At 72.1% G+C, this 24,446-nt stretch carries 16 protein-coding genes; 7 read left to right on the forward strand and 9 right to left on the reverse strand.

Features of this window, described 5'->3' with window-relative positions:
• Positions 1–35: 35 nt before the first annotated feature.
• On the forward strand, positions 36–6,119 hold the full coding sequence (locus AC060K_RS06515) for a PKD domain-containing protein (RefSeq protein WP_483764609.1): 6,084 nt from the start codon (positions 36–38) through the stop codon (positions 6,117–6,119).
• A 135-nt stretch (positions 6,120–6,254) separates the two neighbouring features.
• A complete protein-coding gene (locus tag AC060K_RS06520) occupies positions 6,255–7,205 on the forward strand; it encodes a ribose-phosphate diphosphokinase (RefSeq protein ID WP_483764610.1) in 951 nt (316 codons plus the stop codon).
• Between the two features lie 60 nt (positions 7,206–7,265).
• Here the strand turns inward: AC060K_RS06520 and AC060K_RS06525 are convergent, their stop codons facing one another.
• The 9 genes from AC060K_RS06525 to AC060K_RS06565 form a co-directional block, all read right to left on the reverse strand.
• On the reverse strand, positions 7,266–8,753 hold the full coding sequence (locus tag AC060K_RS06525; RefSeq protein ID WP_483764611.1) for a DHA2 family efflux MFS transporter permease subunit: 1,488 nt from the start codon (positions 8,751–8,753) through the stop codon (positions 7,266–7,268).
• Positions 8,754–8,906: 153 nt separating this feature from the next.
• The gene (locus AC060K_RS06530; RefSeq protein WP_483764612.1) at positions 8,907–10,115 is read right to left on the reverse strand and encodes a M23 family metallopeptidase; all 1,209 of its coding nucleotides are present in this window, start codon (positions 10,113–10,115) and stop codon (positions 8,907–8,909) included.
• On the reverse strand, positions 10,112–10,756 hold the full coding sequence (locus AC060K_RS06535) for a hypothetical protein (RefSeq protein ID WP_483764613.1): 645 nt from the start codon (positions 10,754–10,756) through the stop codon (positions 10,112–10,114). The genes AC060K_RS06530 and AC060K_RS06535 overlap by 4 nt, the downstream gene beginning before the upstream one ends.
• The gene (locus AC060K_RS06540; RefSeq protein ID WP_483764614.1) at positions 10,753–12,654 is read right to left on the reverse strand and encodes a hypothetical protein; all 1,902 of its coding nucleotides are present in this window, start codon (positions 12,652–12,654) and stop codon (positions 10,753–10,755) included. The genes AC060K_RS06535 and AC060K_RS06540 overlap by 4 nt, the downstream gene beginning before the upstream one ends.
• Positions 12,651–15,182: an ATP-binding protein gene (locus AC060K_RS06545; RefSeq protein ID WP_483764615.1), complete on the reverse strand. Its 2,532-nt coding sequence runs from the start codon at positions 15,180–15,182 to the stop codon at positions 12,651–12,653. Before AC060K_RS06545 ends, AC060K_RS06540 begins: the two co-directional genes overlap by 4 nt.
• Positions 15,175–15,915, reverse strand: a complete 741-nt coding sequence (locus tag AC060K_RS06550; RefSeq protein WP_483764616.1) for a hypothetical protein — start codon at positions 15,913–15,915, stop codon at positions 15,175–15,177. Before AC060K_RS06550 ends, AC060K_RS06545 begins: the two co-directional genes overlap by 8 nt.
• Positions 15,916–15,947: 32 nt before the next feature.
• The gene (locus tag AC060K_RS06555) at positions 15,948–16,274 is read right to left on the reverse strand and encodes a hypothetical protein (RefSeq protein ID WP_483764617.1); all 327 of its coding nucleotides are present in this window, start codon (positions 16,272–16,274) and stop codon (positions 15,948–15,950) included.
• Positions 16,271–17,362, reverse strand: a complete 1,092-nt coding sequence (locus tag AC060K_RS06560; RefSeq protein ID WP_483764618.1) for a conjugal transfer protein — start codon at positions 17,360–17,362, stop codon at positions 16,271–16,273. Before AC060K_RS06560 ends, AC060K_RS06555 begins: the two co-directional genes overlap by 4 nt.
• Positions 17,359–17,652, reverse strand: a complete 294-nt coding sequence (locus AC060K_RS06565) for a hypothetical protein (protein WP_483764619.1) — start codon at positions 17,650–17,652, stop codon at positions 17,359–17,361. The genes AC060K_RS06560 and AC060K_RS06565 overlap by 4 nt, the downstream gene beginning before the upstream one ends.
• Positions 17,653–17,859: 207 nt before the next feature.
• Here AC060K_RS06565 and AC060K_RS06570 point away from each other — a divergent pair, with 207 nt between their 5' ends.
• The 5 genes from AC060K_RS06570 to AC060K_RS06590 all read left to right on the forward strand — a co-directional run bounded on the left by AC060K_RS06570 (position 17,860) and on the right by AC060K_RS06590 (position 24,446).
• Positions 17,860–18,756, forward strand: coding sequence for a sigma-70 family RNA polymerase sigma factor (locus AC060K_RS06570; protein WP_483764620.1), 897 nt, complete (start codon positions 17,860–17,862; stop codon positions 18,754–18,756).
• Between the two features lie 373 nt (positions 18,757–19,129).
• Positions 19,130–19,807 (forward strand): SAF domain-containing protein, encoded by a 678-nt coding sequence (locus AC060K_RS06575; RefSeq protein ID WP_483764621.1) that lies wholly within the window; start codon positions 19,130–19,132, stop codon positions 19,805–19,807.
• A gap of 3 nt (positions 19,808–19,810) precedes the next feature.
• On the forward strand, positions 19,811–20,623 hold the full coding sequence (locus AC060K_RS06580; protein ID WP_483764622.1) for a hypothetical protein: 813 nt from the start codon (positions 19,811–19,813) through the stop codon (positions 20,621–20,623).
• Positions 20,620–23,568: an ATPase, T2SS/T4P/T4SS family gene (locus AC060K_RS06585; RefSeq protein WP_483764623.1), complete on the forward strand. Its 2,949-nt coding sequence runs from the start codon at positions 20,620–20,622 to the stop codon at positions 23,566–23,568. The genes AC060K_RS06580 and AC060K_RS06585 overlap by 4 nt, the downstream gene beginning before the upstream one ends.
• Entirely contained in the window at positions 23,565–24,446 is an 882-nt protein-coding gene (locus AC060K_RS06590) for a type II secretion system F family protein (RefSeq protein WP_483764624.1), read from the forward strand. The genes AC060K_RS06585 and AC060K_RS06590 overlap by 4 nt, the downstream gene beginning before the upstream one ends.

Raw genomic sequence — 24,446 nt, forward strand, 5'->3', positions numbered from 1 at the left:
CTGCCACCGGGCGGGTCCGGAAGGGATCACCGATCATGCGTTCCTCCCCGCGCGCCCTCGTGGCGAGCGCCATAGTCACGGCAATGACAGCCGGGACGCTCGTGGGCACCGCAGCCCCCGCAGCGGCCGACGCCCGTGGGTTCCAGCTCGACCGCTACCTCTACGGAGCCAACGAGAACGTCTACATCGCGCTCGGGGCGCTCAGCCGCGACTGCGACTTCATCGAGACGGCCAGCGACGTCTACGTCGTGCCCACCGGCTCCGTCGGTCCCGGCTCCTCGCTGTCGGACGTGTCGGGGCAGCCCAACACGATCCAGAGCTGGTTGCTGGGCTCCGCCATCATCGACGAGCTGGTCGCGGTCACCGCGCCCGGCGGTACGACCCCCGCCGGGACCTACGACCTCGTCGAGGACACCTGCCAGAACGGTGTCTTCGACGGCTCGGACACCATCCTCACGAACGCCTTCCGCGTCGAGATCCCGAACGGCGTGCCGCCCCTGCCGAACGCGGCGATCCAGCAGATGAAGGCAGGCGCCACCGCGCAGGCCGAGCATTGGAACGAAGCAGCGCTCTCGTACGCAGTCCTCTTCACCGCCTACAGCACGTATGAGCTGGTCAGCGCGGCGATGGTCAAGGACATGAAGAGCTTCATGCAGTTCTATCTGACGTACATCTGCAGCACCCCGCTGCTGCCGTCGGACCCGAACGGCGGCCCCATCACCCCGTGGTGCCCCACGGTCAGCATCCAGGACTCGCTGCGCCTCCAGATGGAGGTGGTCCGGTCGATCGTCAACAAGGCCAACCACTACGAGGGCATCGCGGCCGACCCGCCGGACCCGGCCTACACCGAGCCCATGGCGGCCGGTCCGGTCGCAAGCTTCGGGAGCGGGTCGGCCGCCCCGGTCCAGGCGGCACTCGACGACTGGTCCGACACGGTCGGCCAGGGTGAGGCGCTGACCGGCGCGTTCCTCGGTTCTCTCGAGAAGTACCAGGGCGCCGCCCAGGCCGGTGACGTGGCCGCCGCGCTCATGCACGCGCGGGACGTGCAGGCCCGCAGCCTGGAGCTCAACGCGGTCCTCCACGACCAGAGCGTCGCCGTCAACGACGTGGCCGGCGCGCTGAACGCCGCCGGCATCGACCTCGACACGGCCGCGGCCGACCTCCGCGCGTTCCAGGCCCGCGTCGCCGCCGACGGCCTCACCGCCGCGGAGGAGCAGGCCCTGCGCAACGCCGGGCTCAGCACCGAGGCCATCGAGGTGCTCACCCAGACCTTCACCGACGAGCTCAGCCTCGAGCACCCTGCCGCGTCGTTCTACGACGTGTTCTCGGACCAGGTGGACGTCAACAACCAGATGGCGGCGGCGTTCGTCGGCATCGCGAACGCGATGAACCCGGTGGTCGCGGACCTCGAGACGGCGCTCGCCGTCTCGGGTGCCACGCCGTACCCGGTCGTCGACGCGGCGGGCCCGTACCCGGCGACGGTCGGCGCCGCGGTGACCGTGACGTCGTCGTGCACCGGCTGCGCACAGACCGCCTGGGATCTCGACGGCGACGGCGCGTTCGACGACGCCACCGGTGCGAGCACACCCGTCACCTTCGACGCCGCAGGCCACCGCACGGTGGGCGTCCGGGTGACCGACGCCGCGGGCCGCGCCGGCGTGGACTACGCCACGGTGGTCGTGACCGCGCCCGGCTCGGGCCCTGAGCTGACCGCCGACCCGGTCACGACCGAGCCGGCGGAGGTGGTGGCCGGCACCACGCGGACCTTTACCGCCCACGCGTCGGACGCCGATGCCGACCCCGTCACCGTGAGCTGGACGCTCGACGGCGCCCCAGCGGGGACCGGCCCGGCGTACACGTTCACGGCGTCCGGTGCGGGCGGCCTGGTGCACGAGCTCCGGGCCACGGCGACCGACGGCACCACGTCCCGCAGCGCCGTGTGGCTGGTGTCGGTCGTGACGCCTGACGCCGACAGTGACGGGTGGCGCGACGTCGCCGACTGCGACGACACCGCCTCCACCGTGCACCCGCACGCCACCGAGGTGCCGGGGAACGGCGCCGACGACGACTGCGACCCCGCCACTCGCGACTCCGGCCCGCCGGACGCGTCGTTCACGAGCGAGCCCGCCCCGGGCATCGCGGGCGAGCCCGTCACGCTGACGGACACCTCGACCGACCCTGACGGGTCCGTCAGCTCGCGGGAGTGGGACCTCGACGGTGACGGCTCGGCCGACGCCACGACCGCGTCCGTCACCTCCACGTGGCAGACCGCCGGCACCTACCCCGTCACGCTGACGGTCACGGACGACGACGGCGAGACGTCCACCGTGACGCAGGACGTCACGGTCACCGACCGTCCGGTGGCGGTGTTCACGCACGCGCCGTCGGCGCCGGAGATCGGCAGCGCCGTCACGTTCACGGACGCTTCCACGGACGCCGACGGCGTCACCGCGTGGGAGTGGGACTTCGCCTATGACGGCACGTTCACCGTGGACAGCACGGAGCAGCACCCGCAGCACGTGTTCGCCGCGGACGCCGTCGTCGCCCTGCGGGTGACCGACGCGCTCGGCGCCGTCTCCGCGGTGGTGACCGCCACCATCGACGTGTCCGGGCCGCCGGTGGCGGCGTTCGTGCCGCAGCCGGCGGGTGGCGGCACCGACGTGGCGCTGGTCAACCACGGCTCGACGGTGGTCTCGGCGACGAGCCAGTACTCGGCGTCGTACCCGGCGCGCGAGATGGTCGACGTGGACTACCCGGCCGGGGTCGTGCCCTGGCTCACGGGCAACGGGCAGGTCACCGCGCAGAGCGCGACGATCGGGCTCGCCGACACGTACCTCGTCACCGAGGTGCGCCTGCGCGGCAACGGGTCCACGACGAAGCCGAAGGACTTCTCCATCGGCGTGTCCACCGCGGGCAGCGCGGAGGGCGACTTCACCACCGTCCTGGCGGCCGAGCTGGCGAACAACGCGAACCTCCAGTCGTTCCCGCTGGCGCAGCCCGTGCCGGCGCGGTTCGTCCGCTACACCGCGCACAACAACCGCGGGGCGACGAGCTACATCGCCACGGAGGAGCTGAAGCTGATCACCGGCCAGGTGGGCGGCGCGACGGTCACCTTCCAGGACCGGTCGCAGGACCCGGACGCCGACCTCGTGTCGTACGCCTGGGACTTCGGTGACGGCGCCACCTCCACGGAGGCGTCGCCGACGCACACCTACGCCGGCCCCGGCACCTACCCGGTCACGCTGACCGTGACGGACGCCGCCGGCCGCACCGCCACCACGACCCTCGTCCAGAAGGTCGTGGGCCCGGTCACCCCGGCGTTCGCGGCTCCGGCCACGCTCGGCGAGGGCAACAACGGCACGTTCTACGACACGACGCTGAGCCCCGACCGGGCGATCGTCTCCCGCACGATCAATTGGGGTGACGGGACGTCGTCGACCGGCGGTGCCACGACGCAGAGCCACGCGTACGCCGACCAGGGCACCTACGAGGTGCGGCTCACCCTGGTGGACTCGCTCGGCCAGACGGCGACCGCCACCCGCCACGTGACCGTCACCAACGGCGCCCCCACGGTCAACGTCGGGGCCGACGCCACGCTGCTCGTCGACGGGACCTGGAACCCGGGTGTCACGGTGAACGACCCGGGTACCACCGACCGTGCGTCGCTCGTCTGCCAGTGGGACTTCGGTGACGGCACCGTCGTCGACGTGACCGCGTGCACCAGCGCGCGTGCGCGGGTGCCCCACGCCTACACCGCCGAGGGCACGTACACCGCCCGCCTCACGGTCACCGACAAGGACGGTGCCACGACCAGCGACGCCACGACGGTGATCGTGCGCAAGCGCGGCACCTACGTGTCGGTCTACGCCGTCCCCGGCACGGCCGGCGGCGGCGACGTCGACGTGCAGGCCAAGGTCTGGGACCGCGAGACGTGGGCACTCCTGCCCGGCGTGCCCGTGACCGTGGACCTCGACGGGCAGGCCGTCACCCTGACGACCGACGCGCAGGGGACCGTCTCGGCCACCCTGCCGCTCGCGGCGGCCACGGGTACGCTCACCGCCACGTACGCCGGCGACCGGCTCCGCGCGACGGCGTCGGACACCGACCAGGTGACCACCCAGCTGCGCCCGCCGGGCGACGTGATGTTCCTCGTGGACGAGTCCGGCTCGATGGGCTCGTACCAGACGGCGGTCCGGAACAACATCAACTCGATGTCGGCCCAGCTCGCCGCGAGCATCGACCACCAGATCGGGCTCATGGGCTTCGGTGCGGGCAGCGACCACGACCTGCCCGGTGACCCGGGCTGGATGCCGCACCTGCACGTGCCGGTCACGGACAACCTCGCGGACGTGAGCGCGGCAGCGGCCGGTCTCACGCTCTCGGGCGGGACCGAGCCGGGCCTCAACGCGATCCTCGAGGCGCTGGCCGACAACACCGGCCTGCGGCCCGGGGCCGGGACCTGCGTGGTCCTGGTGGCGGACGAGCCGGTGCAGTCGGCGAACGGGGTGACCCAGGCACAGGTCGCGGCGGCCCTCGCTGCCCGCGGCGCGGTGCTGTACTCCATCATCACGCCGGGCAGCGCGTCCCAGGGTTACCAGGACCTGGCGACGGGCAGCGGTGGCCGGTGGTTCGACATCGGCACCTTCGGCGCCAACCCCGCACCGGTCCTGCAGGCGCTGCTGGAAGGCTGCGTCACGCAGATCACCCAGCGGCCCGACCTCGTCACGGTGGTGGACGACGGCCTGACCGAGGTGGGGTCGGGCACCGAGACCGTGTACACGGTCACGACCAGCAACACGGGCGAGGCGGACGCCACCGGCGTCGTCGTCACGGCCGACCTCCCGGCCGGGACGACGTTCGTCTCCGCCTCGGACGGCGGCGTGCTCGACGGCACGCGGGTCACCTGGCCCACGGCAGACCTCGTGGCGGGCGGGTCGCTGACCCGCACGGTCAGGGTCCGCGTCGACGCGGGGCACGGCTCTGAGCTCACCGTCACGGCCTCGTCGGCCGACGACGGCACGCACGGTGCCGACCTCACCCCGGCCAACAACACCGACTCGGACACGGACACGGTCGTGGCCCCGCCCCGGCTCGTGGTGGTGACCGAGGTGGTGAACGACGCCGGCGGGTCAGCCTCCGCCGATGACGTGGCCGTCCGCGTCAGCGACGCGAGCGGCGTGGTTGCCGGTGGCTCGGGGACCACGGCGGGTGTGACCTTCACGCTGGCCCCGGGTACGTACGGCGTGGGCTCCACGGGTCCGGCCGGCTACGCGGTCACCGTGGGCGGCGCGTGCGCGCCGTCGGACGAGGTCACGCTCACCTGGGGCGACCAGGTCACCTGCGTCCTCACGTACGACGACGTCGCGCCCACGCTGGCCGTCCAGGTCACCGTGGACAACGCGGAGGGCGGCACGGCCACCCCGGCGGACGTGGTGCTCACGCTCGACGGCGCCCCCTTGGCCGCGGGCGCGGCGGTCGCCACGACGGCCGGGTCGCACCTGGTGGCGGCGGCGGCCCCGGTCGACTACGTCCTGACGATCGGCGGCGACTGCGCCGCGACGGGCGACGTGTCGCTGGCGCTCGCCCAGGCCGGGAGCTGCACGGTGCTGGCCACCTACGTGGACCCGGACACCGACGGCGACGGCGTGGACGACGGCGAGGACAACTGCCCCGCCGTCGGGAACCCCGGCCAGGGCGACCACGACGGTGACGGCGTGGGCGACGCCTGCGAGGAGTGGTCGTACCCGGTGGGCGGGCTGTTCACCGTGGGGGCCGCTGCCCCGCACGGGGTCGGCGACACCGTCTACTACTGGGGCTCGCAGTGGGCCCAGTGGGCGGGGTACAACCGCGCGACGGTCAACGGGTTCAAGGGCTACGTGCCGACGGACGTGGTGCCGGCCTGCGGGCAGGCCTGGTCGTCGGGACCGGGCAACAGCACGGAGCCTCCGGCGGAGGTCCCCGAGTACATGGCCGTCGTGGTCACGTCGCCTTTGGCGCACGGCAGCAACGTCTACTCGGGCGTGGTGGAGAAGGTCGTGATCGTCCGGACTGACGGAGGCTACGCCGACTCGCCGGGCCACCCGGGTCAGGGTGAGGTGGTCGCGACGCTCTGCGGCTGACGCTTCCTCGTTGTGGGTATGGCTGTGGCGGGAATTCCTGGGAGAGTTCCCGCCACAGCCATACCCACAACGGCCGTCCGGCGAGCTGGCGGGTCTGGCCGGGCGCGCCGCCGCTGGGACCCGTAGAATCCGGGCATGGCGGAGGTCCGCGTCTTTGCTGGAACTGGCGGTCAGCGATTCGCACAGGAGATGTGTGCGGACCTCGGCGTGCCCCTGAGCCCCATCAAGATCCAGCGCTTCGCCAACGACTGCCTGCAGGTGCAGCTCCTGGAGAACTGCCGTGAGCGGGACGTCTACCTGGTGCAGCCCATCGTGACGCCCACCCAGGAGAACCTCATGGAGCTCCTGCTGATGATCGACGCGGCCAAGGGCGCGTCGGCCCGGCGGATCACCGCCGTCATGCCCCACTTCGCGTACGCGCGGTCCGACAAGAAGGACGCGGCACGCATCTCTGTGGGCGGGCGGCTGGTGGCCGACCTGCTGGAGACGGCCGGTGTGAACCGCGTGCTCACCATGACGTTGCACGCGCCGCAGGTGCACGCGTTCTTCCGCGTCCCGACGGACCAGCTGAACGCGCTCCGCGAGATCGCCAACTACTTCGCGCCGAGCGACCTCTCCAAGACCACCGTCGTGAGCCCCGACCTCGGCAACGCCAAGAGCGCGAGCGCGTTCGCGAAGATGCTGGGCGTGCCGGTCGCGGCCGCGGCCAAGGAGCGGTTCGACGGGAACCGGGTGGAGATCACGTCCCTGATCGGCGACGTAGGGGGGCGCGACATCATCGTGCTCGACGACGAGATCGCGAACGGCTCCACGATCATCGCCATCCTCGACCTGCTCCGCGAGCACGGTGCGCGCTCGATCCGGATCGCCTGCACGCACGGCATCTTCGCGAACGAGGCGGTGGGCCGGATCGCCGCCGACCCGGATGTGGTCGAGATCGTCACCACCAACACCGTGCCGTCCACAGAGCTCATGGCGCACGACAAGCTCGTGGTCCTGAGCGTCGCGCCCGCGTTCGCCGAGGCGGTGCGCCGGATCCACAGCGGCGAGTCGGTCAGCGCGCTGTTCGACCCTGCTCACGTCTGACGACGAAGGACGCCGAGGTCGTCACGGGGTGACGACCTCGGCGTCCTGGTTGCTACCTGATCAGTGACCGACGGCGGCGGGCCGGTCGCCGTCGGTGACCGCAGGCCTCTTCAGGAGGAACGCGAGGTACACCGCGCCGATCATGACCACGGCCCCGACGGCGAACGCCAGCTGGGTGCCGCCGGTGAGAGCCTCGGCGTGCGATGCCCCGCCCTCGGTCAGCGACGCCGACCGGAGAGTCATCAGCGCGATGAACAGCGCCGTGCCCGCAGCGCCGAAGACCTGCTGCGTGGTGGTGATCGTGGCCGACCCGTGCGAGTACAGGTGCGGCTCGAGGGAGTCCAGCGACGTCGTGAACAGCGGCGTGAACACCGCCGACAGGCCCAGGCTGAGCAGCACGTGCGCGCCCAGCACGAAGAACGGCGAGGTGCCGGGGCCGACGAGAGCCAGCAGGCCGACCGCCACACCGACCGCCGCGACGCCCGGGACCACCAGCGGGCGGGGACCCACCCGGTCGTAGAGCCGGCCGACGACCGGACCCAGAAGGCCCATCGCCAGACCGCCCGGGAGCAGGAGGAGACCCGACATGAGCGGGTCGAGCCCGAGCGCGTCCTGGAGCAGCAGCGGCAGTAGGATCAGCGTGCCGAACATGGCGATCATCGAGACCGACATGATGCCCACGCCGGTGCGGAACGCCGGGGCGCGGAAGACGCGCAGGTCGAGCAGGGCGTCGTCGGTGCGCTGGAGCACGAGCTGCCGCCACACGAACAGGGCCAGGAACACGACGCCGAGCACGAGCGGGATCGCCGGGTGCACCGGCTGGTGACCGTTCGCGGCCTCACCGAGCCCGGACAGGCCCCAGACGAGCCCGCCGAACGCGATCAGCGCGAGGAACGGCGACACCGGGTCGAGGCGGTGGTTCTCCCGGTCCACGACGTCACGCACCCAGAGCGCACCCGCGCCCAGGGCGAGCAGCGAGATCGGCAGCACCACGCCGAACACGCCCCGCCAGCCCAGCGGGCCGACGACAGAACCCGACAGGGTGGGGCCCAGCGCGGGCGCGGCAGCGATCACCAGGGAGATGTTGCCCATGACGCGACCGCGCATGTGGTGCGGGACGATCGTCATGATCGTGGTCATGAGCAGCGGCATCATGATCGCCGTACCGGTCGCCTGCACCACGCGGCCCGTGACGAGCACCGCGAAGCCGGGCGCGAGGAAGGCCAGCGCGGTACCGGCGCTGAACAGCGACATCGCGATGAGGTAGGCGTTGCGGGTGCCGACCCGGTTGATCAGCCAGCCCGTCGCGGGGATGACCACGGCCATGGTCAGCATGAAGGCGGTGGTGAGCCACTGGCCGGTGGGCGCCGTGATGCCCAGGTCCAGCATGATCGGCGGCAGGGCCACGCCCATGGTGGTCTCGTTGAGAATCACGACGAACGCCGAGGCGAGCAGGAGAGCGATCACCCGGAAGTGCTCCCGGGGGAGGCGGTCGGGCACCGCGGCCTCTGGCGCGGGCGGATGCGTTGCCTCGATCTGTACGGTCATGGCGGTACTCGGTCCCCTCAGCTCTGACGATGGTGCGACGCGAGCGACACTGCACACGACCTACGTCAACAAGACGCAGAACCAGGGTGCGTTATTCCTGGGTGCCGTCGCGACCTGTTTTCGTAGACGTCTGCCGAGGGCAGAAATGATCGGTCAGGGGCCGGCGGCCTCGGCCGGCTCGGGGGTCCCGTCCACCGGTTCGGTGGCCGCCACGGCGCTCCCGAGCGAGACGCCCTGCTGGAGCATGAAGGGCTCCGGGTCCATCGCGGCGCCGTTCATGCGCACCTCGTAGTGCAGGTGGCAGCCCGACGACGTCCCCGCGCCCGCCGGGTCGATGCGACGGTCGCCCCCCATCGACGCGATCTGCTGCCCGGCCCGGACGACCTCGCCGGTGCGGACCGTGAGGGTGCCCGTCAGCAGGTGACCGTACGTGGTGTCGAGGCCCAGACCGTGCTCGATCCGGATCGTGTTGCCCGTGCCCCACCCGGTGCTCCCGGCGAGCACCACCCGGCCGGCGGCGGCGGCGTAGATCGGGGTGCCACAGCTCGCCGCGATGTCCTGTCCCAGGTGGTACGTCGACGCACCGGCGATCCCCGTGTGCCGGGGGCCGTAGCCGCTCGCCTTACGACCGACAGCCGGGTTGGCCCAGCCACCCGCGCTGATGGCCGCATTGCCGACCGATCCGGTGAGGCACGGCGCCGCCGCCGACGCGGCGAGCGCCTGCAGCTCCTCGGCCGGCGCACCGCTCAGCGTCGACACCAGCGTGACGGCCTGGTCCCAGTACTTGGCGTAGTGGTACGGGTCGGCGTTCCGCTGCGCCTTGTGCGCCGCGACCGTCGGCTCGAGAGCCTGCCACCCCGGCACCGCCAGGAGCCGGTCGTAGAACCTGCCCGACGACTGCACCGGGTCGAGCCGTGACTCCACCGACCCGAACCACTTCTGCTCCTGGAACATCCCGATCGAGCTGGTCAGCGAGCCGTCCGGGTTGCGCACCCCGTGGATGTCGTCGCCGTAGGTGAGGTTGCGCAGGCCCGACTCGCCGATCGCTGTCATCACGGCGATGGCCTGCGCACGCGCGGGAACCCCACGCTCCTGGCCCACCTGCAGGATCACCGCGGCGTTCTGCAGCTGCTCGCCCGAGAAGCCCGCAGCCGACTCCGGCAGGTTGCCCGCCGGGACCACCGACGTGCCGCCCTGGCACATCGCCCCGCCGCTGCTCTGGCTCGACACCACGGCCCCGCCCACGAGCACCACCACACCCACGACCGTGGCCGGGATGCCGATCAGCACAGCGCCGATCAGGGCCAGGAGGATCGTCAGCCCGCGCCGCGACGGCTTCTCCGGCGGGCGGGCGGGCCTCACGGGCCCTCCGCGCCGGCGCTCGCGGCTCCTGCCGCGCCCGCCTCCGGCGGCCGGATCTGCTCCGCCAGCCAGGGGGAGGCGCCGTCGGTGCGGGCGAGGAGGACCGTGTACTCGCCCACATCCGTAGGCACGGTGACCTGGGTCAGCAGGGTCGACGACTCGTCCACGACCGCGGGCTCGCCGGTCACGGCCCGCACCGGCACGAGGCGCGGGTCCACGTCGCGGTAGACGGGCCGGGCCTGCGGCGTGAGGTGCGGCTCGAGCCGGGCCCACCACTCGTCGGGCGGCTGCTCGGCGTCGGCGAACGCGGCCACCGCGGACCGTGCCGACTCGCGGGCGGCGGCCCGGACGGCGTCGTCCCAGACGGCGGGTGCGGCCGGCGCCGGCGCCGTCACGTCGAACTCGGGCTCGGACGTGACGGTGGGGGCAGGGTCGCCCGACCGGATCTCGGCGGTTCCGTCCGGCCCGACCAGCACCTCGCCGTCGGTGGGCTCACCCACCTGCGGCTCGTTGAGGTGGACGTCCATCGTCACGTCACTGGTCGGTTCCACGGCTGCCGGGGCGCTCTCGCGCGGCCAGCCGATCCAGGCGAACACCGCGAGCGCGACGACGCCGAGCGTCACCAGGACCGGCCGCCTCACCGCCGGTGCTCCCGGGCCTGCTGGCGACGGAGCTGACGCTCCGCGTCGGAGCCGTGGACCACCGCGCTGCCCTCGCGGAGGGCCGCGTCGAGCTCGGCCCGGACCTTCGACCCGGTGCGAGTGGTGGGCCGGTCCATCCCGGCGATCCGGCCGGCGTCGCGGACGGTCTTGGCCGCCCGTGCCACGCGGCGGGTGTTCGCGAGGGCCCGCGATCCGGTCACCGCTGCCGACGTGCCGCCGGTCGCGGTGCCGGCCGCCACGTCGATCGCGACGTTGCCTGCGGTGCGCGCCGCCCGGCCCAGGCGCTGGGAGATGCGGTCGCTCGCCCGGGGCGACGGCGGCGGCGCGAGGGTGGGCCCGGAGGCGACCGCCGAGCGGGCCGTGAGCGACGCGGGAGCGGTGCCGAGGGCGCCGACCCGGGGGAGCTCCGCCGTCGGCCCGGCCGTGCCGGACACGGCAGCGCCCGCCACCGCGCCCGCGGCTCCTGCCGCTGCCGCCGCGCCGCCGGCGCGTCCCGCGGCCTCCTGCATCGTCCGGGGCGCCGCGTCGATCGCGTCCATGGCGTTCGACGCGGCGGTGCCCCGGGCTGCGGTCGTGGCCGCCTCCGCGACCGGCTTGGGTCCGAGCCCCACGCCGAGGTAGCCCTTCGCCTTGTCGTAGTTCTTGCCCCACTTCTCGGGGGCCTCCCAGTTGATCTTCGCGGGCGGCGGGATCCTGGACGGGTTGGGGCCCATGGCCGCGAGGCGCTCCGCGAGGCTCCTCAGACCCTTGCGGACGCTCGCGCCGGCCACCACGTAGCCCACCGCCCCGGCGATGACCACCGTGTTGAAGAGGTAGAGCCGCACGAGGAACGGGAGCCCGTTGGTGGCGCCGTAGAAGCCGAGCAGCATCCTCATCCAGGCGACCAGGAAGACCGTCGCGATCGCCACGAGGAAGCAGCCCAGGCCCACGCTCGCGAAGGTCTTGAAGAGCGCGCCGCGGGTGTCGCTGGAGACCACGCCGACGGGAAGCTGCCACAGCAGCTTGATGGCCGACCAGCCCAGCAGCAGCACCGCGAAGATGGTGCCGCCCACGATCACGACGGAGAGCAGCAGGAACACGAAGGCGCTGCTGAGCAGGCTGATCGACGCGATGACCGTGCCCTCGGTGATCGCCGAGGCTGCCTCCGCGTACTTCGGGTCGCACCCGCCGATCGCCTCGGCGGCGTTCTCCTTGCCCACGTTCTGCGTGTAGACGTTCTCGCAGGAGGTGCCGTCGATGACCGCGCCGTAGTTCAGGATCTGGTGCGGCGTGCGGACCAGGGTGTCGACGAGCTGGCCCTTCAGGCCTGAGCGGATCGCGTCGGCGTTCTCACGGAAGGATGCGCCGTCCGTCGCGAAACCCGTCGCGATGTCCATGCCCGCGTCGCGCGACTGCATGATCACCCCGTTGGGCCCGGCGATGGTCGCCATCGGGTTGGCGAGGAAGCCCGTCGCGAGCGCGGCGATGACGCAGCCGATGAGGAGCTCCATGAAGCCCCCGGCGTACCTGCCTTTCAGCAGCCAGTAGCCCACCACGAACGCCAGGATGATCAGGGTGAGGCTGAGGATGCCGATCTGGGCCACCATCGATTGGACGATCATCGAGATGCCCGCCAGGGGCGCCAGGATGAAGTTGAGCCAGTCCATGCCGAGCACCCAGTCGAGCACCCAGACCTGGACCGAGACGATGTTCTGGTACCAGCCCCAGAAGAGGCGCGTGAGGGTGCCGTAGATCTCGGCGGTCACGTCCGGGAGGGCGAAGAACCCGCCGCCCGTGTCGAACTGGAGCGTGAAGTCCCAGACGGACACGCCGTGGGTGTCGGTGAGGTCGATGCCGGACGTTCCGGCGTCCTCGAGGCGCACTCCGCCCTGGCTCATGATGCGATCACCGTCCCTGCCGAGTTGGTCGGGGTGGTCTTCACGGTGTCGGCGCGCGACGCGACCAGCGGCGCCATGATCTTGGCCCGGCCGTAGCGCGCCTGGAAGTCACGGATGAGGCACTCGCCACGACGCTCCTCGGGCACGCCGACGATCTCGTCGATGACGGGCGCGGTGTTCTCCGTGACGAGCTTGACCAGCGACTCGTCCACAGGCGCGTCCACAGGCAGGCCGTGCAGCCAGCGCAGGCCGCGGCGTGCCAGGTTGGCGTCGCGGTGCCGCAGCAGCACGCGGAACGGGATGAGCCCGCGCACCACCTCGTTGCCGAAGTCCTCCTCGGCGTCGTGGCTGCCCAGCAGGAGGGCGGCCTTGTGCTTGCGGCCGTCACGGATGAACGTGCCGATCTCCTCGGCCGCCTCCGGCGACGACATGGTCTTGGAGGCCTCGTCGGCCGCGAAGATGTCGAGCCGGGTCCGGTCGGCGAAGCAGCGGTAGCGCGCCATCGAGGCGATCAGCGCGAACATCGCCCGGCCGAACACCTTCTCGGCCTTGAGCTCGGCGAACAGGTGGCTGTGCTCCATGTCTGCGCGCGACGGCAGCTGCAGCCGGTGGGTGTGCAGCACGATCGCGGGCGCCTCGATGTCGAGGACGGGCAGCGAGTCGTCGAACACGGCGCGGCCGAAGTCGAGCTCCGAGAAGATCCGCATCTCGTCGACGAGCTGCTGGGCTCCTGCGAACTCGCAGTCGGTGCGGAGGTGCCGGGCCAGCGACCCGAAGCTGTTGATGTCGTGCCGCCACATGTACTCCGGGTGGAGCACCTTGGAGAGGAGCACGTTCTGGTCGGACTTGGTGGGGATGGACAGCAGCACCGAGAGGAAGGAGCGCGCCACGCGGGGCGCCTGCGCCAGCGGCAGGATCCGCAGCGGGTCCATCGAGACGGTGGCCTCCTCGGAGATCTCCACCACCTGGGACCCGGGGATCCCGGACACGGCGATGCCCCACTCGCCCATCTCGGTGTGGTCCACGGCCATGAGGGTGGCGCCACGGTCCACGTTGTCCATCGCGACGGACTTGAGCGCCACGGACTTGCCCGCACCCAGCTCGCCGACGAACCCCATGGCGAGCGCGACGTCCAGCTTGTCCGACGCCCCCGCCAGGTCCACGAACACGGGGTTGGGCCGGGAGGCACCGTTGGAGATCTCCAGCGCGAACAGCGATCCGGTGCGGTCGCCCAGCTCGGTGGTGGCGAACGGCACGGCGGCGGCGAAGGACCGGGCGGTGGTGATCTGCGAGTACTCGCGCACCACGCGGGGCGTGGGCGTGCCCGGCATCGTGGCCTCGAACAGCGTGGCCTGGATGGTCGGGTCGGTGCGCAGCGCGAACTGCATGGACGCGAAGTACTTGGTGAGCGACCGCGCGTCGTCCACCACGGCTTCCGGGGTGGGCCCGGCCACCACGAACATGGTGGTCGCGTCGACTTCGACCTCCAGCTCGTCGGCGTCCATCACCGCCTGGTACTCGCCGAGCGCGCGTGCGGTCGCGTCGAGCGACGAGCCGGCGCGCTCCTCCTCCTCGCGCTGGTCGAACTGGTCGTTGAGGGTGCGCACCGCCCGCCGGTTGCGGCTGGTGACCTCCTCGCGTGAGCGCACGGTCATGCGGATCGCCCAGTCGCAGATCACCCCGCTCTCGTCGAGCCGCCCGATCCACTCGCAGTCGGGGAAGGTGATCCCGCCCGACGGGGTGTCGGCCAGGACGAGGGTGGTCTGGTAGGACGGGCGCTCCGGGTCCGTCGGGTCGAGCACCTTGACGAACGGGCGCTTGAGGATCGCGACCGGACCCAGCTTGCGGTCGGAGTCCGTCTGCCCCGCCGGGTCCACGAGCGCGGACGGCAGCAGCGACGGACCCGACAGGTGCAGCTCCGCGTCCAGCGACCCGTCCACGGGAACAGCCGTGTCGAGGCCGAGGCCGCGCTTCATCGAGTGCCCGAAGACCCACGCCATCTCGGCGACGGACGCCGGCCGCGGGTCGAACGCCGACGGCATCTCCTTGCGGAGGGCCTCGGCCTGCGCCGCCCGCACGGCGATCGCGTGCTTCGAGGGGGTGGCCCGCGGCATCATGAGGGCGTCCTTGAGCGTGGCCCAGCTCGCCTGCAGCGGTTCCATCACCGCCGACGCCCCCGGGTTGGCGAGCGGCACGGCGATCCAGTTCGCCCGCCGCCCGATCTCGATCTGCTCCAGGAAGTCGAGGGTGGCCTCGCACTCCTCGGCCCACGCCTGGTGCTGCTCCAGGTCGATTCCCGCGATCATCGCCTCCACCACCGACGCCGGGTCGGTGGCCGCGGTGAGCCCGAGGTGCAGGGACTCGCCGCGCAGCGCGCGGTACAGCGCGGTGTGGTGACGCCGCGCCGCGTGCTTCCTGTCCTCCGGCTGGAAGGCGTACGGCACGGGCGACACACGCCAGACGGCCCACACGGTCCCGGACCGGGTCCACATGAGGCCGTCCGTCAGGGACGAGATCTGGCTAAGCATCAGGTTCCTCCCGGTGGGTGGACGGGACCGCGTCGGTCGTGCGGCGTTGCAGGGCGCCGGCCAGCAGCTGCCCGACGCCGGTCAGCTCGGCGGTCCTGCGCCTCGCCTCGGCCTGGGCTGCCTCGGGCGAGACGTCCGGCGGGCTGTCGAGGGACTTCCACGGTGACTCCACCGGTGGTTCCGCCACGAGCCGCGGAAGCATGTCGGCAGGCGTGACGACGGCCGCCGGTGACGGTGACGCGACCGCCCGGGCGGACGGCGGCGCGACGCCCCCACCCCACGAAGCTCCTTGCTCCGCTGCGGACCTTCGCGAGGACCCCGGGGCGTCGGGCACACCCGGCCTGGGGACCGGGGTGACCCGCGCCGCGAACGCGACCCGGTGGGTGAGGAGGCGCGCCTTGGGCAGGGAGACCTGCCGGCCGGCGAGCCGGCCGGGGTTGGCCGTGAGGTTGAACGCGTCCATGAGCCAGCCCAGCGGGTTGCGTCCGGTGCTCGGCAGCTTGCCCGTGGCCCAGATCACGCCCACGACGAGGCCCACGGCGACGGCGACGTTCATGAAGCCACCCAGGCGCGCCCACACGGACGTGGTCTGCCAGAGGACGTACGCGGTCAGCGCGCCCGCCCCCACCTGGGTGAAGGTGTACGGTCCGCCCCAGATGCGCGCACCGCTCGGCATCTTCCCCACCAGCAGGGGGATCCGCCGTGCCTTCGTATAGAACTTCGCCGTCTCCACCCGGCTACCTCCTTGCTACGGCTGCGTGGGTGTCAGACGAGGGACTGCGAGGTCACGACCGGCGGCGAGGCGCTGCCGAACTCGTCGTCCGTCATCTCCTTGGTCACATTGACGCCGCCGTTGACGAGCCAGAGCACCACGCCGCCCACGATCGCGGACATGATGATCGCGGCGATCGACATCTTGGACTTCACGGCGGTGATCACCACCATGAGGATCACGACCACGAAGGTCACGGACTCGATCGCGCTCTTGACCTCCTCCGACTTCACGGTGATGAGGTCGAGGAACCCGTCAGCGCGGACAGGGCCCGCCGCGAGCGCCACGTCGGCCGTAGAGGCCAGCAGGTCAACCATCATGAGCTTTCTCCTTCGGTCTCCTGGCCGGCGGTGCCGGTCCCGGGGTTCTCCTTGATACGCACGGCGTTGTCGACGCCGGCGACCTCCCAGCGACCGTCACGCGCGACGAGCGTGAGGGTGTACTGCGAGGTGGTCTTCTGCCCGTCGGGGCGGGTGAGCTCGGCGGTCGCCAGCACATAGGTGCCGTCGCCCTCGCCGGGCTCGTCGGGCGCCTCGTGCGACCCGGAGAGGGTCCGCACGGTCACCGCGCTGTACGGGGCGGGCTGCACCGCGGCGATGGCCGCGCCCGGGCGGGTGTAGCGGGTGATCTCGCCGTCGCCGGCGAGCATGGCCGCGAGGAAGCTCCCGACCGCCTGCCCGGCGGTGCCCGTGGGCGAGATGGTGTTCGGGTAGTCCAGCTCGGGGGCGGTCGCCGCGGCCGGGCCAGGCACGGGCGCGGGCAGCGCGAGCGCATCGACGGCGACGGACTCCTCGGTGACGGCGACGTGGACGGGCACCTGGAAGTAGCGGCGCACCCACACGAGCGAGGGCTCGGCCGGGGGCGTTGCCCCTGCCGCGACGGGGGCCGGCTCGGCGACGTCCACGCCCACCGTCACGGACCAGGTCCCGCTGCCCTGCGGCGCCACCTGTGCCACGGACGAGTCGCGGATCGTCAGCCCGGTCTCGGGCAGCGTCGCGACGGTGACGGCCACGAGCGACTCCACGAGCTGCTGGTCGTCGCGGTCGGCCCGCAGCCACGTCTCCACCAGCTCGACGGCCCGCTCGCCGGCCGCGGAGCTGGCGGCGTACTGGGTGCTTCCGCTCGCCACGGTCGTGGCCGCGGGTGCGGGGCGCAGGGCCACCCAGGCGAGCGCGAGGGGACCGCAGGCGATGGCGACGCCCAGCGCCACCGCCCAGGCCTTCGTGACCATCGCGGGGCCCTGGGTCCACTCGACGACCTGGGGCGCCTCGCCCCCGGCGGTGTCCTGGTCGCTGCCCGACGGCGGCGCGCCCGCCCCGGGCGCACGGCTCGCCTCCTGCCCGGCGCTCGCGGGCAGGGTGGCCGGCGCGCCGCGCCGGTCACGCCGTCGGACCAGGAGGGAGGTCATCGTGCGCGCACCTTCTTCTGCAGGTCGGCGTCGATCCGGTCGCGGGCGGCGCGCGCGGCGCGGGCGCGCGCGCTGTCGAGCACGGCGCTGAGGCGGGTCGTGGTGTCGTCCTCGCCGAGCGGGTCGACGTCGAGGGCGGCGACGAGGGCACGCACGACGGGGCCCACCTCGCCCCGCGCGTTGTGCACCTCGGCGGTGTCGCGCAGCAGGCCCCATGTGCGGTCGAACGCCTCGTCCTCGAGCTCGTCGGTGGCCGTCTCGAGGGCCGGGTCGAACTTGTCCTCGCTCATCTCGCCTCTCCTCGCTCCCTCTCCTGGTGCACGTCGTCTACACCCGCTGACAAATGGCGTCGGGGCCGCTCGTGTGACCGCACACGCCGACGACACGCAGGGGTTGTGACCCAGATCACAGACCAAATCTTGGTGAGCGGGTGAACGGGCAACAGTCACGGGCAACACCTCCTCGAAAGGGTCGGGAGGACACGAGAGGAGATCGCCATGCCCACACGCATGCCTTCGCCCCGCACCACCAGCCGGGTCACCACCCGGTCCGGAGCCTCCGCCGGCACCCTGATGGCCGAGCTCGACCACGACTGGGCCGACCTGTGCGGCACCCGGTCGTTCGCCGTCGAGCTGGACCGTCTCGTCGCGCGGTACCCCCAGCTGGCGTCGCTCCGCGACGGCCGGTCGGTGCGGCTCGCGGCCGGTGAGGCCGACGAGATCCTCTACGCCCTCATCACCGAGCACGCGGGCGGCAGCTTCGCCGCGGGGCGCGCCGTGCTCCAGTGCATGCTCCCCGCGGTGCGCACCATCGTGCGGCGCTCGCGGCGCCACTACCCCGACGTGCAGGACCTCGAGCAGGAGACCGCGGCCGCGATGTGGGACGCGATCACCTCGTACGACCTCGCGCGGGACGACCGTGTGGCGATGCGGCTGCAGGGCCACACGCTCACCCGGGTGGTGGGCGACCGCGCCCCGTGGGCCCAGGGCTCGCGTGCCAGCCGTGGCCCCCACGTCGAGGAGATCCCCACGGACACCGAGGTGCTGACGTACCTCGAGCGCCCGGCCCTCGACGACGACGTGCCGGCTGCCGTCTACTCGCTCGCGAGCGCGTCGCTCGGCCCCACGGGCGAGGTGCTCGACGTCATCGCCTGGGGCCTCGACCACGACGTCCTGTCGCGTGACGAGGCCGCGCTTCTGGCGCGGCTCTACGCGCCGGACCCCGACCTCCCGGAGTATGCCGAGCTGGCGTCGGGGCGGGGGAACTATCAGAAGCGGGTGGCCGAGGAGCTCGGGATCTCGCACGCGGCATTGCGCCAGCGGGCGAGCCGGGCGGTCCGCCGCCTCGCGGAGGCTGTTCAGTCGGGCGGTTCGTCTGGGGGGTCGCCCGGCTGACAGGCGGGCGACGAACGCCGGTGGGCGACCCCGCCGGAACGTCCCGCCGCGAAGGGGTCCCCTGGGGAAGGGGGGACCCCTTCGCGTTGTGCCAGGACGAACACCGCTCCGCCCACCAATCTCCACATTCTTTGACCCGCCCTTGACCTGTCGGTCACCGCCTGCGGTGACTTACCGTTCAACCTGCCGGGTTCGCCCGCGTGCGTGAAGATTGCCTGCGGTGGGCGGTGACGTCCATTCACCGGGGAGTGCACGCGCGCCGCGGGCGGCACACGGACACAGGGGAACAGTCGTGACAGAGACCGAGGGGGACGCAGTGACCAGCGTGGGCGAGAGACATGGCCGGCAACCGGCCTCCGGGCAGTGGCCGGCGGTGAGCGGTCCCCAGCGGACGGTCGCCGCGCCCGCCCGCCCGGCCCCGCCCGCGCCCGCCAAGCCCACCCGCGCCCGGCGTCGTCCGGCGCTCGTCGCGCTCGGCCTCGCGCTCGTCGCGGTGAGCGTGCTGGGCAGCGTCTATCTGGCGACCAGCCTGGGGCAGACCCGTCAGGTCGTGGCCGTCCAGGCGGCCGTCGCGCGTGGCGAGACGATCGAGGCGAGCGACCTCGCGCTCGTCGACCTGCCGCTCGGCCCGACGATCCTCCAGCCGATCGACGAGGGTCAGCTCCCGGCTGTGCCCGGTCAGGTGGCCACCACCGACCTGCTCCCCGGCCAGCTCCTGACCGAGGGTTCGTTCGACGTGACCCTCCAGGTCCCGGACGACCGCTCGATCGTGGGCGTCGCGCTCGCGCCGCACCAGCTGCCGCAGACCAGCCTGCGGTCCGGCGACAAGGTGCGCATCGTGGAGACCCCCGTGTCGGGCGGCGAACCGCCCGTCGAGACGCCGCGCTCCTTCGAGGGCGTCGTGGTCTCGTCCGAGACGACCGACCTCGGTGACCAGCGGGTCGTCGACATCGAGGTGGACCCGGGCGAAGCCGTGGAGATCGCGGCCCGGGCCGCCACCGGTCGCGTCGCCCTCGTCCTGGACGCTCCCAGCTACGGCGGGAACGGCTGAACCGTGGCCCTCATCGCACTCGCCAACGCGAAGGGCTCACCCGGCACCACCACAACAGCCCTGCTCCTGGCCCTCCAGTGGCCGCGGCCGGTGCTGCTGGTCGAGGCCGACGTGGCCGGTTCCTCGGTGCTCGCCGGCTACTTCCGGGGCCAGCTCGCACACGACCGCGGCATCGGGCCGCTCGCGATCGCGCACAGCCACGGTGACCTCGAGCCCTCGCTCTGGTCGCAGACCATCCCGCTCGTCGGCGGTTCCACAGGTGAGTCGGCCAAGAGGCTCCTTCCCGGCCTCGTCGGACCGCACCTCGCCCCGGCCGTGTCGAACCTCTGGGGCGCGCTCGCGAACCAGCTGGTGGCGCTCGAGCGGGGCGGTATGGACGTTCTTGTCGACCTCGGTCGAATCGGTGCGGGCCGCGACGACAGGGAGCCGCTCCTGCGTCTCGCCGACCAGCTGATCATCACGACCGGATCCCGGCTTCCCGACATCGCCGTCACGCGCGAGCTCGTCCGCGCCCGCATCTCTGTGGTCGACGCCGCGGCGAAGGAGCTCACCAACCTGTCCGTCCTGACCGTCGGACCAGGCCGCCCCTACGCAGCCACCGAGATCCGGTCCACCCTGGGCCTGGCCGACGCCGGCAGCATCGCCTGGGACCCCGTCAGCGCCGACGTGCTCGCCGTCGGCGCACCGCCTGCTCGCCGCTGGCCGGCCTCGCCGCTCGTGAAGTCGGCCGGGCCGGTCATCAGCCGCATCACCGAGCGCGTCGAGCAGCGCCGGGCCCGGTTCGCCACGGGAACCACGGGAGAGGAGCAGCGATGAGCAAGGAGCCCTCCGACAGCAGCGGCGCGCCCGAGCTGTCCGGTCTTCCCCTCTTCCGGGAGCCCACCAACGGCCACCCCACCGGGCCCGACGGCGCCCCGGGCGGGCCGGCCTCGCCGACCGACCTTCCCGCCGGGCTGGGCGGGCGCGATGTCACCCAGGGCGGCGGCAACCCGCTGCCCTGGCCGCCCGCCGCCGCGGCCCGACCCGACCCCTCGCCCTGGGTGGGCGCTCAGACCCGGGCGAGCGCGACCGCCGTCGGGCAGAGCCGTGGCACGCGAGACCGCGAGTTCTGGGCCCAGGTGACCTCTCTGCGCGGCGAGGTGTCGCAGCGGCTCACCACGGCGCTCGCGGCCCGCGAGCTGGACGAGGACGCGCGTGAGGCGCTCGGGCAGGAACTCATCCAGCAGGTGGTGCGCGACCACAACGACGCGCTCCTCAACGCCGGCCAGCGGCCCTGGACGCCCGAGTTCCAGGTGGAGATCACGCGCGCGCTGTTCGACGCGCTCTTCCGGCTGGGCCGGCTGCAGCCGCTCATCGACACGCCCGACGTGGAGAACATCGAGATCACGGGCACGCAGCCCGTGCTGCTGCTCATGGGTGACGGGTCGCGCCGGTACGCCGACCCGATCGCGGACTCGGATGCCGAGCTCATCGACTTCCTCCAGTTCCTCGCGACGCGCGACCCGGCGAACGAGCGGTCGTTCACGCGGGCCAACCCGTTCCTCAACCTCGACCTGCCGGGCCGGGTCCGTCTCGCGGCCGTCGGCTGGGTGGTGCCCTGGCCGCGCGTGACCATCCGTCTCCAGCGGCTGCAGGCCGCGGACCTCGGCGTGCTGCGGTCCACAGGCACTGTGGACACGGTGCTCGAGGAGTTCCTCGCGGCGGCGGTGCGGGCACGCAAGTCGATCGTGGTGTCGGGGCAGGGCCAGGGGTCGGGCAAGGCGCTCGCCCTTGACACCGAGGTTCCGACGCCGACCGGCTGGACCACGATGGGCGCTCTCAATGCAGGGGACCAGGTCTTTGCCGAGGACGGCACGCCGTGCACGGTACTGGCCGCCCACGAGTATCAGCACGGCCGATCGTGTTACGACGTGGAGTTCGACGACGGCACTGTCATCACGGCCGACTCAGATCACTTGTGGCGAGTAAGCCGCCGGACGCTTCGTCAAGCGCATCAGAAGGCCAAGCTTGCCAGGCGCAAGGACCCCGAGTTCTACGTGGACGAGGAGGAACGCGCGCGACTCTGGCGAATTGCCGAGAGTGCGGCGGAGGAACCGGACCGCCTGGTCACCGTCCCGGAGTTCGCACAAGAAGCCGGCGCGCAGCATCGCGACATCATCCAGCGGGAAGCGAATCGGATCGGCCCCGCCGGGCACACCTATGTCTCGTGGGTGCGCCACGACGGGCTGCGTGGGGGACGCCCCATGAAGGCCTACTCCCGGGCCGCGCTGGCCAAGGCGCTCGCAGTCGCCCGCGACACGCCCACGCGGGGCGCCAACCGACGCGCCCCGGAGACGGTTGTGATGACCACCGAAGAGATGGTCGAGAGCGGACTTTGGAGCCATGGCGACGCGAAGTGGAAGACGCGTGACTTCGCCGTCTCGTTGACCCGGCCGGTTCAGTACGAACGCACGGAGCAGCCCGTCGACCCCTATGTGCTGGGGATCTGGCTCGGAGACGGGGCGACGGCTGCTGCGCGGATCTCCACCGCGGACGCAGAGGTTCTCGCCGAGCTGGAACGTGCGGGTTACCCGTGCACCAAGGTGGGCCGGTCGAAGTACGACTACGGCGTCGGGGGAGATCTCCACAGCCGACTGAGGAATCTGCGGCTGCTCGGAGACAAGCACATCCCCGCGACGTACCTCAGAGGCGACGTCGAGCAGAGGCTGGCCCTGCTCCAAGGGCTCATGGACTCGGACGGCACCTGTACGAAAACAGGGATCTGCGAGTTCACGTCGACTCTGCAGGTGCTTGCAGAGCAGGTTCGTGAACTCGTCGCGAGCCTTGGCTACAAGCCCCATCTGCGAAGCAAGAACGCCACACTGAACGGCCGGGTCACCGGTACGACCTGGACGGTTGCCTGGACCACACACGACCCGATGTTCCGGTTGGCGCGAAAGGCCGAGCGTCAGTCTCTGAGCAAGGGCGGCGGACCGGAATGGCGATACATCGTCGACATCCGACCCGTGGCGTCGGTGCCGGTGCGGTGCATCACCGTCGACTCGCCGTCGTCGCTCTATCTGGTGACCCGGCAGTTCGTGGCAACCCACAACACGACCCTCTTGCGAGCGTTGTGCGCCGCGCTGGATCCCTGGGAGTCCGTCGCCACCATCGAGACCGACTACGAGCTCTACCTGCACCTCGAGCCCGAGAAGCACCGGCGCGTGGTCGCGCTGCGGACCCGCGAGGGCTCGGGCGAGATGTCCGTGACCGGGCGGCGCGTCGGTGAGATCGACACCAACATCAACGTGTACGAGTCGCTGCGCCACAACATCTCCCGCGTCATCGTGGGTGAGGTGCGAGGACCCGAGATCGTGTCGATGTTCCAGGCGATGCAGATGGGTAACGGCTCGCTGTCGACGGTGCACGCGGACGGTGCCCGGGACGTCGTCGAGCGCCTGGTCGGCATGGCGGTCCAGGACTCGACGCTCTCGGAGACGTACGCGTACCGGCAGGTGGCGCAGTCGGTGGACCTCATCGTGTTCCTGCGGGTCGAGATCGACCCGACCACAGGCCGCCGCGTCCGCTATGTGTCCGAGGTGATCGAGGTGAACCGTGGCGAGCAGGGCAACCCGGTCGCGGTGACGGACGTGTTCGCACCCGGGGAGGACGGCCGCGCCGTGCCCGGCCACACCCCGACGTTCCTGGGCGACCTGGAGCGCGTCGGCTTCGACGCCACGCTGCTCAACTATCGCGCGGGGCTGTGGGGGGCAGTGCTGTGACGACGTTGCTGGCGATCCTCGCAGGGCTCGGCGTGGGCCTCGGCATTTGGTTCGTCGTGGTCGGGTTCCAGCGGCGGGAGGAGGTGGCCCGGCCCCGACGCGGCGGGCCGCCGTTCGCCGGGCTGATCCGGCTCGTCGGGCTCGACAAGGGCGGGCCCTTGTACCCGCAGCGGCGCCTGCTCCTGCTGGGAGCCGGCGGCGGTCTGCTCGTCGCGCTGATCACGGGGTGGTGGTCGCTCGTGATCATCGTGCCCGTGCTGCTCGTGGGGCTGCCGTCGCTGTTCCGCACCACGACGTCGTCGGCGGACGTGGAGAAGCTGACCGACCTGACGGCGTGGGTGCGCTCGCTGATCGGCGTGCTGTCGGGCGGCGCGGTGGGGCTCGAGCAGGGCATCGCGGCGACGCTGGCCTCGGCGTCGCCGTCGATCCGCCCGGCGCTCGCCCGGCTCGTCGCGCGGCTCGAGGCGCGCCAGCCGATCAAGCCGGCGCTGCACCGCTGGGCGGACGAGATGGACGACTATTCCGCCGACCTCGTCGCCTCGGCACTGATCCTCGAGTCCGAGAACCGGACCGGGGCCGTGGCGCCCGCGCTCCGGCAGCTCGCGGAGTCATTGTCCGCGCACGCCCGTGCTCGCCGTGAGATCGAGACGGAACGGGCCTCGGGCCGCGCGACCGTGCGATGGGTGACGATCGTGACCTTGCTCGTCCTGGCGGGCACCTCCACCACGGGGTACCTCGACGGGTACGACACCCCGATCGGCCAGGTGATCGCCGTGGTCCTGTTCGCGATGTACTGCGGCTGCTTGATGTGGATGCGCCAGATCTCCCTGGGGCGGCCCATCCCCAGGTTCCTGCCGCCCACGGAACAGGGGGCCTGA

The sequence above is a fragment of the Antribacter sp. NEAU-D49 genome (assembly GCF_057158775.1).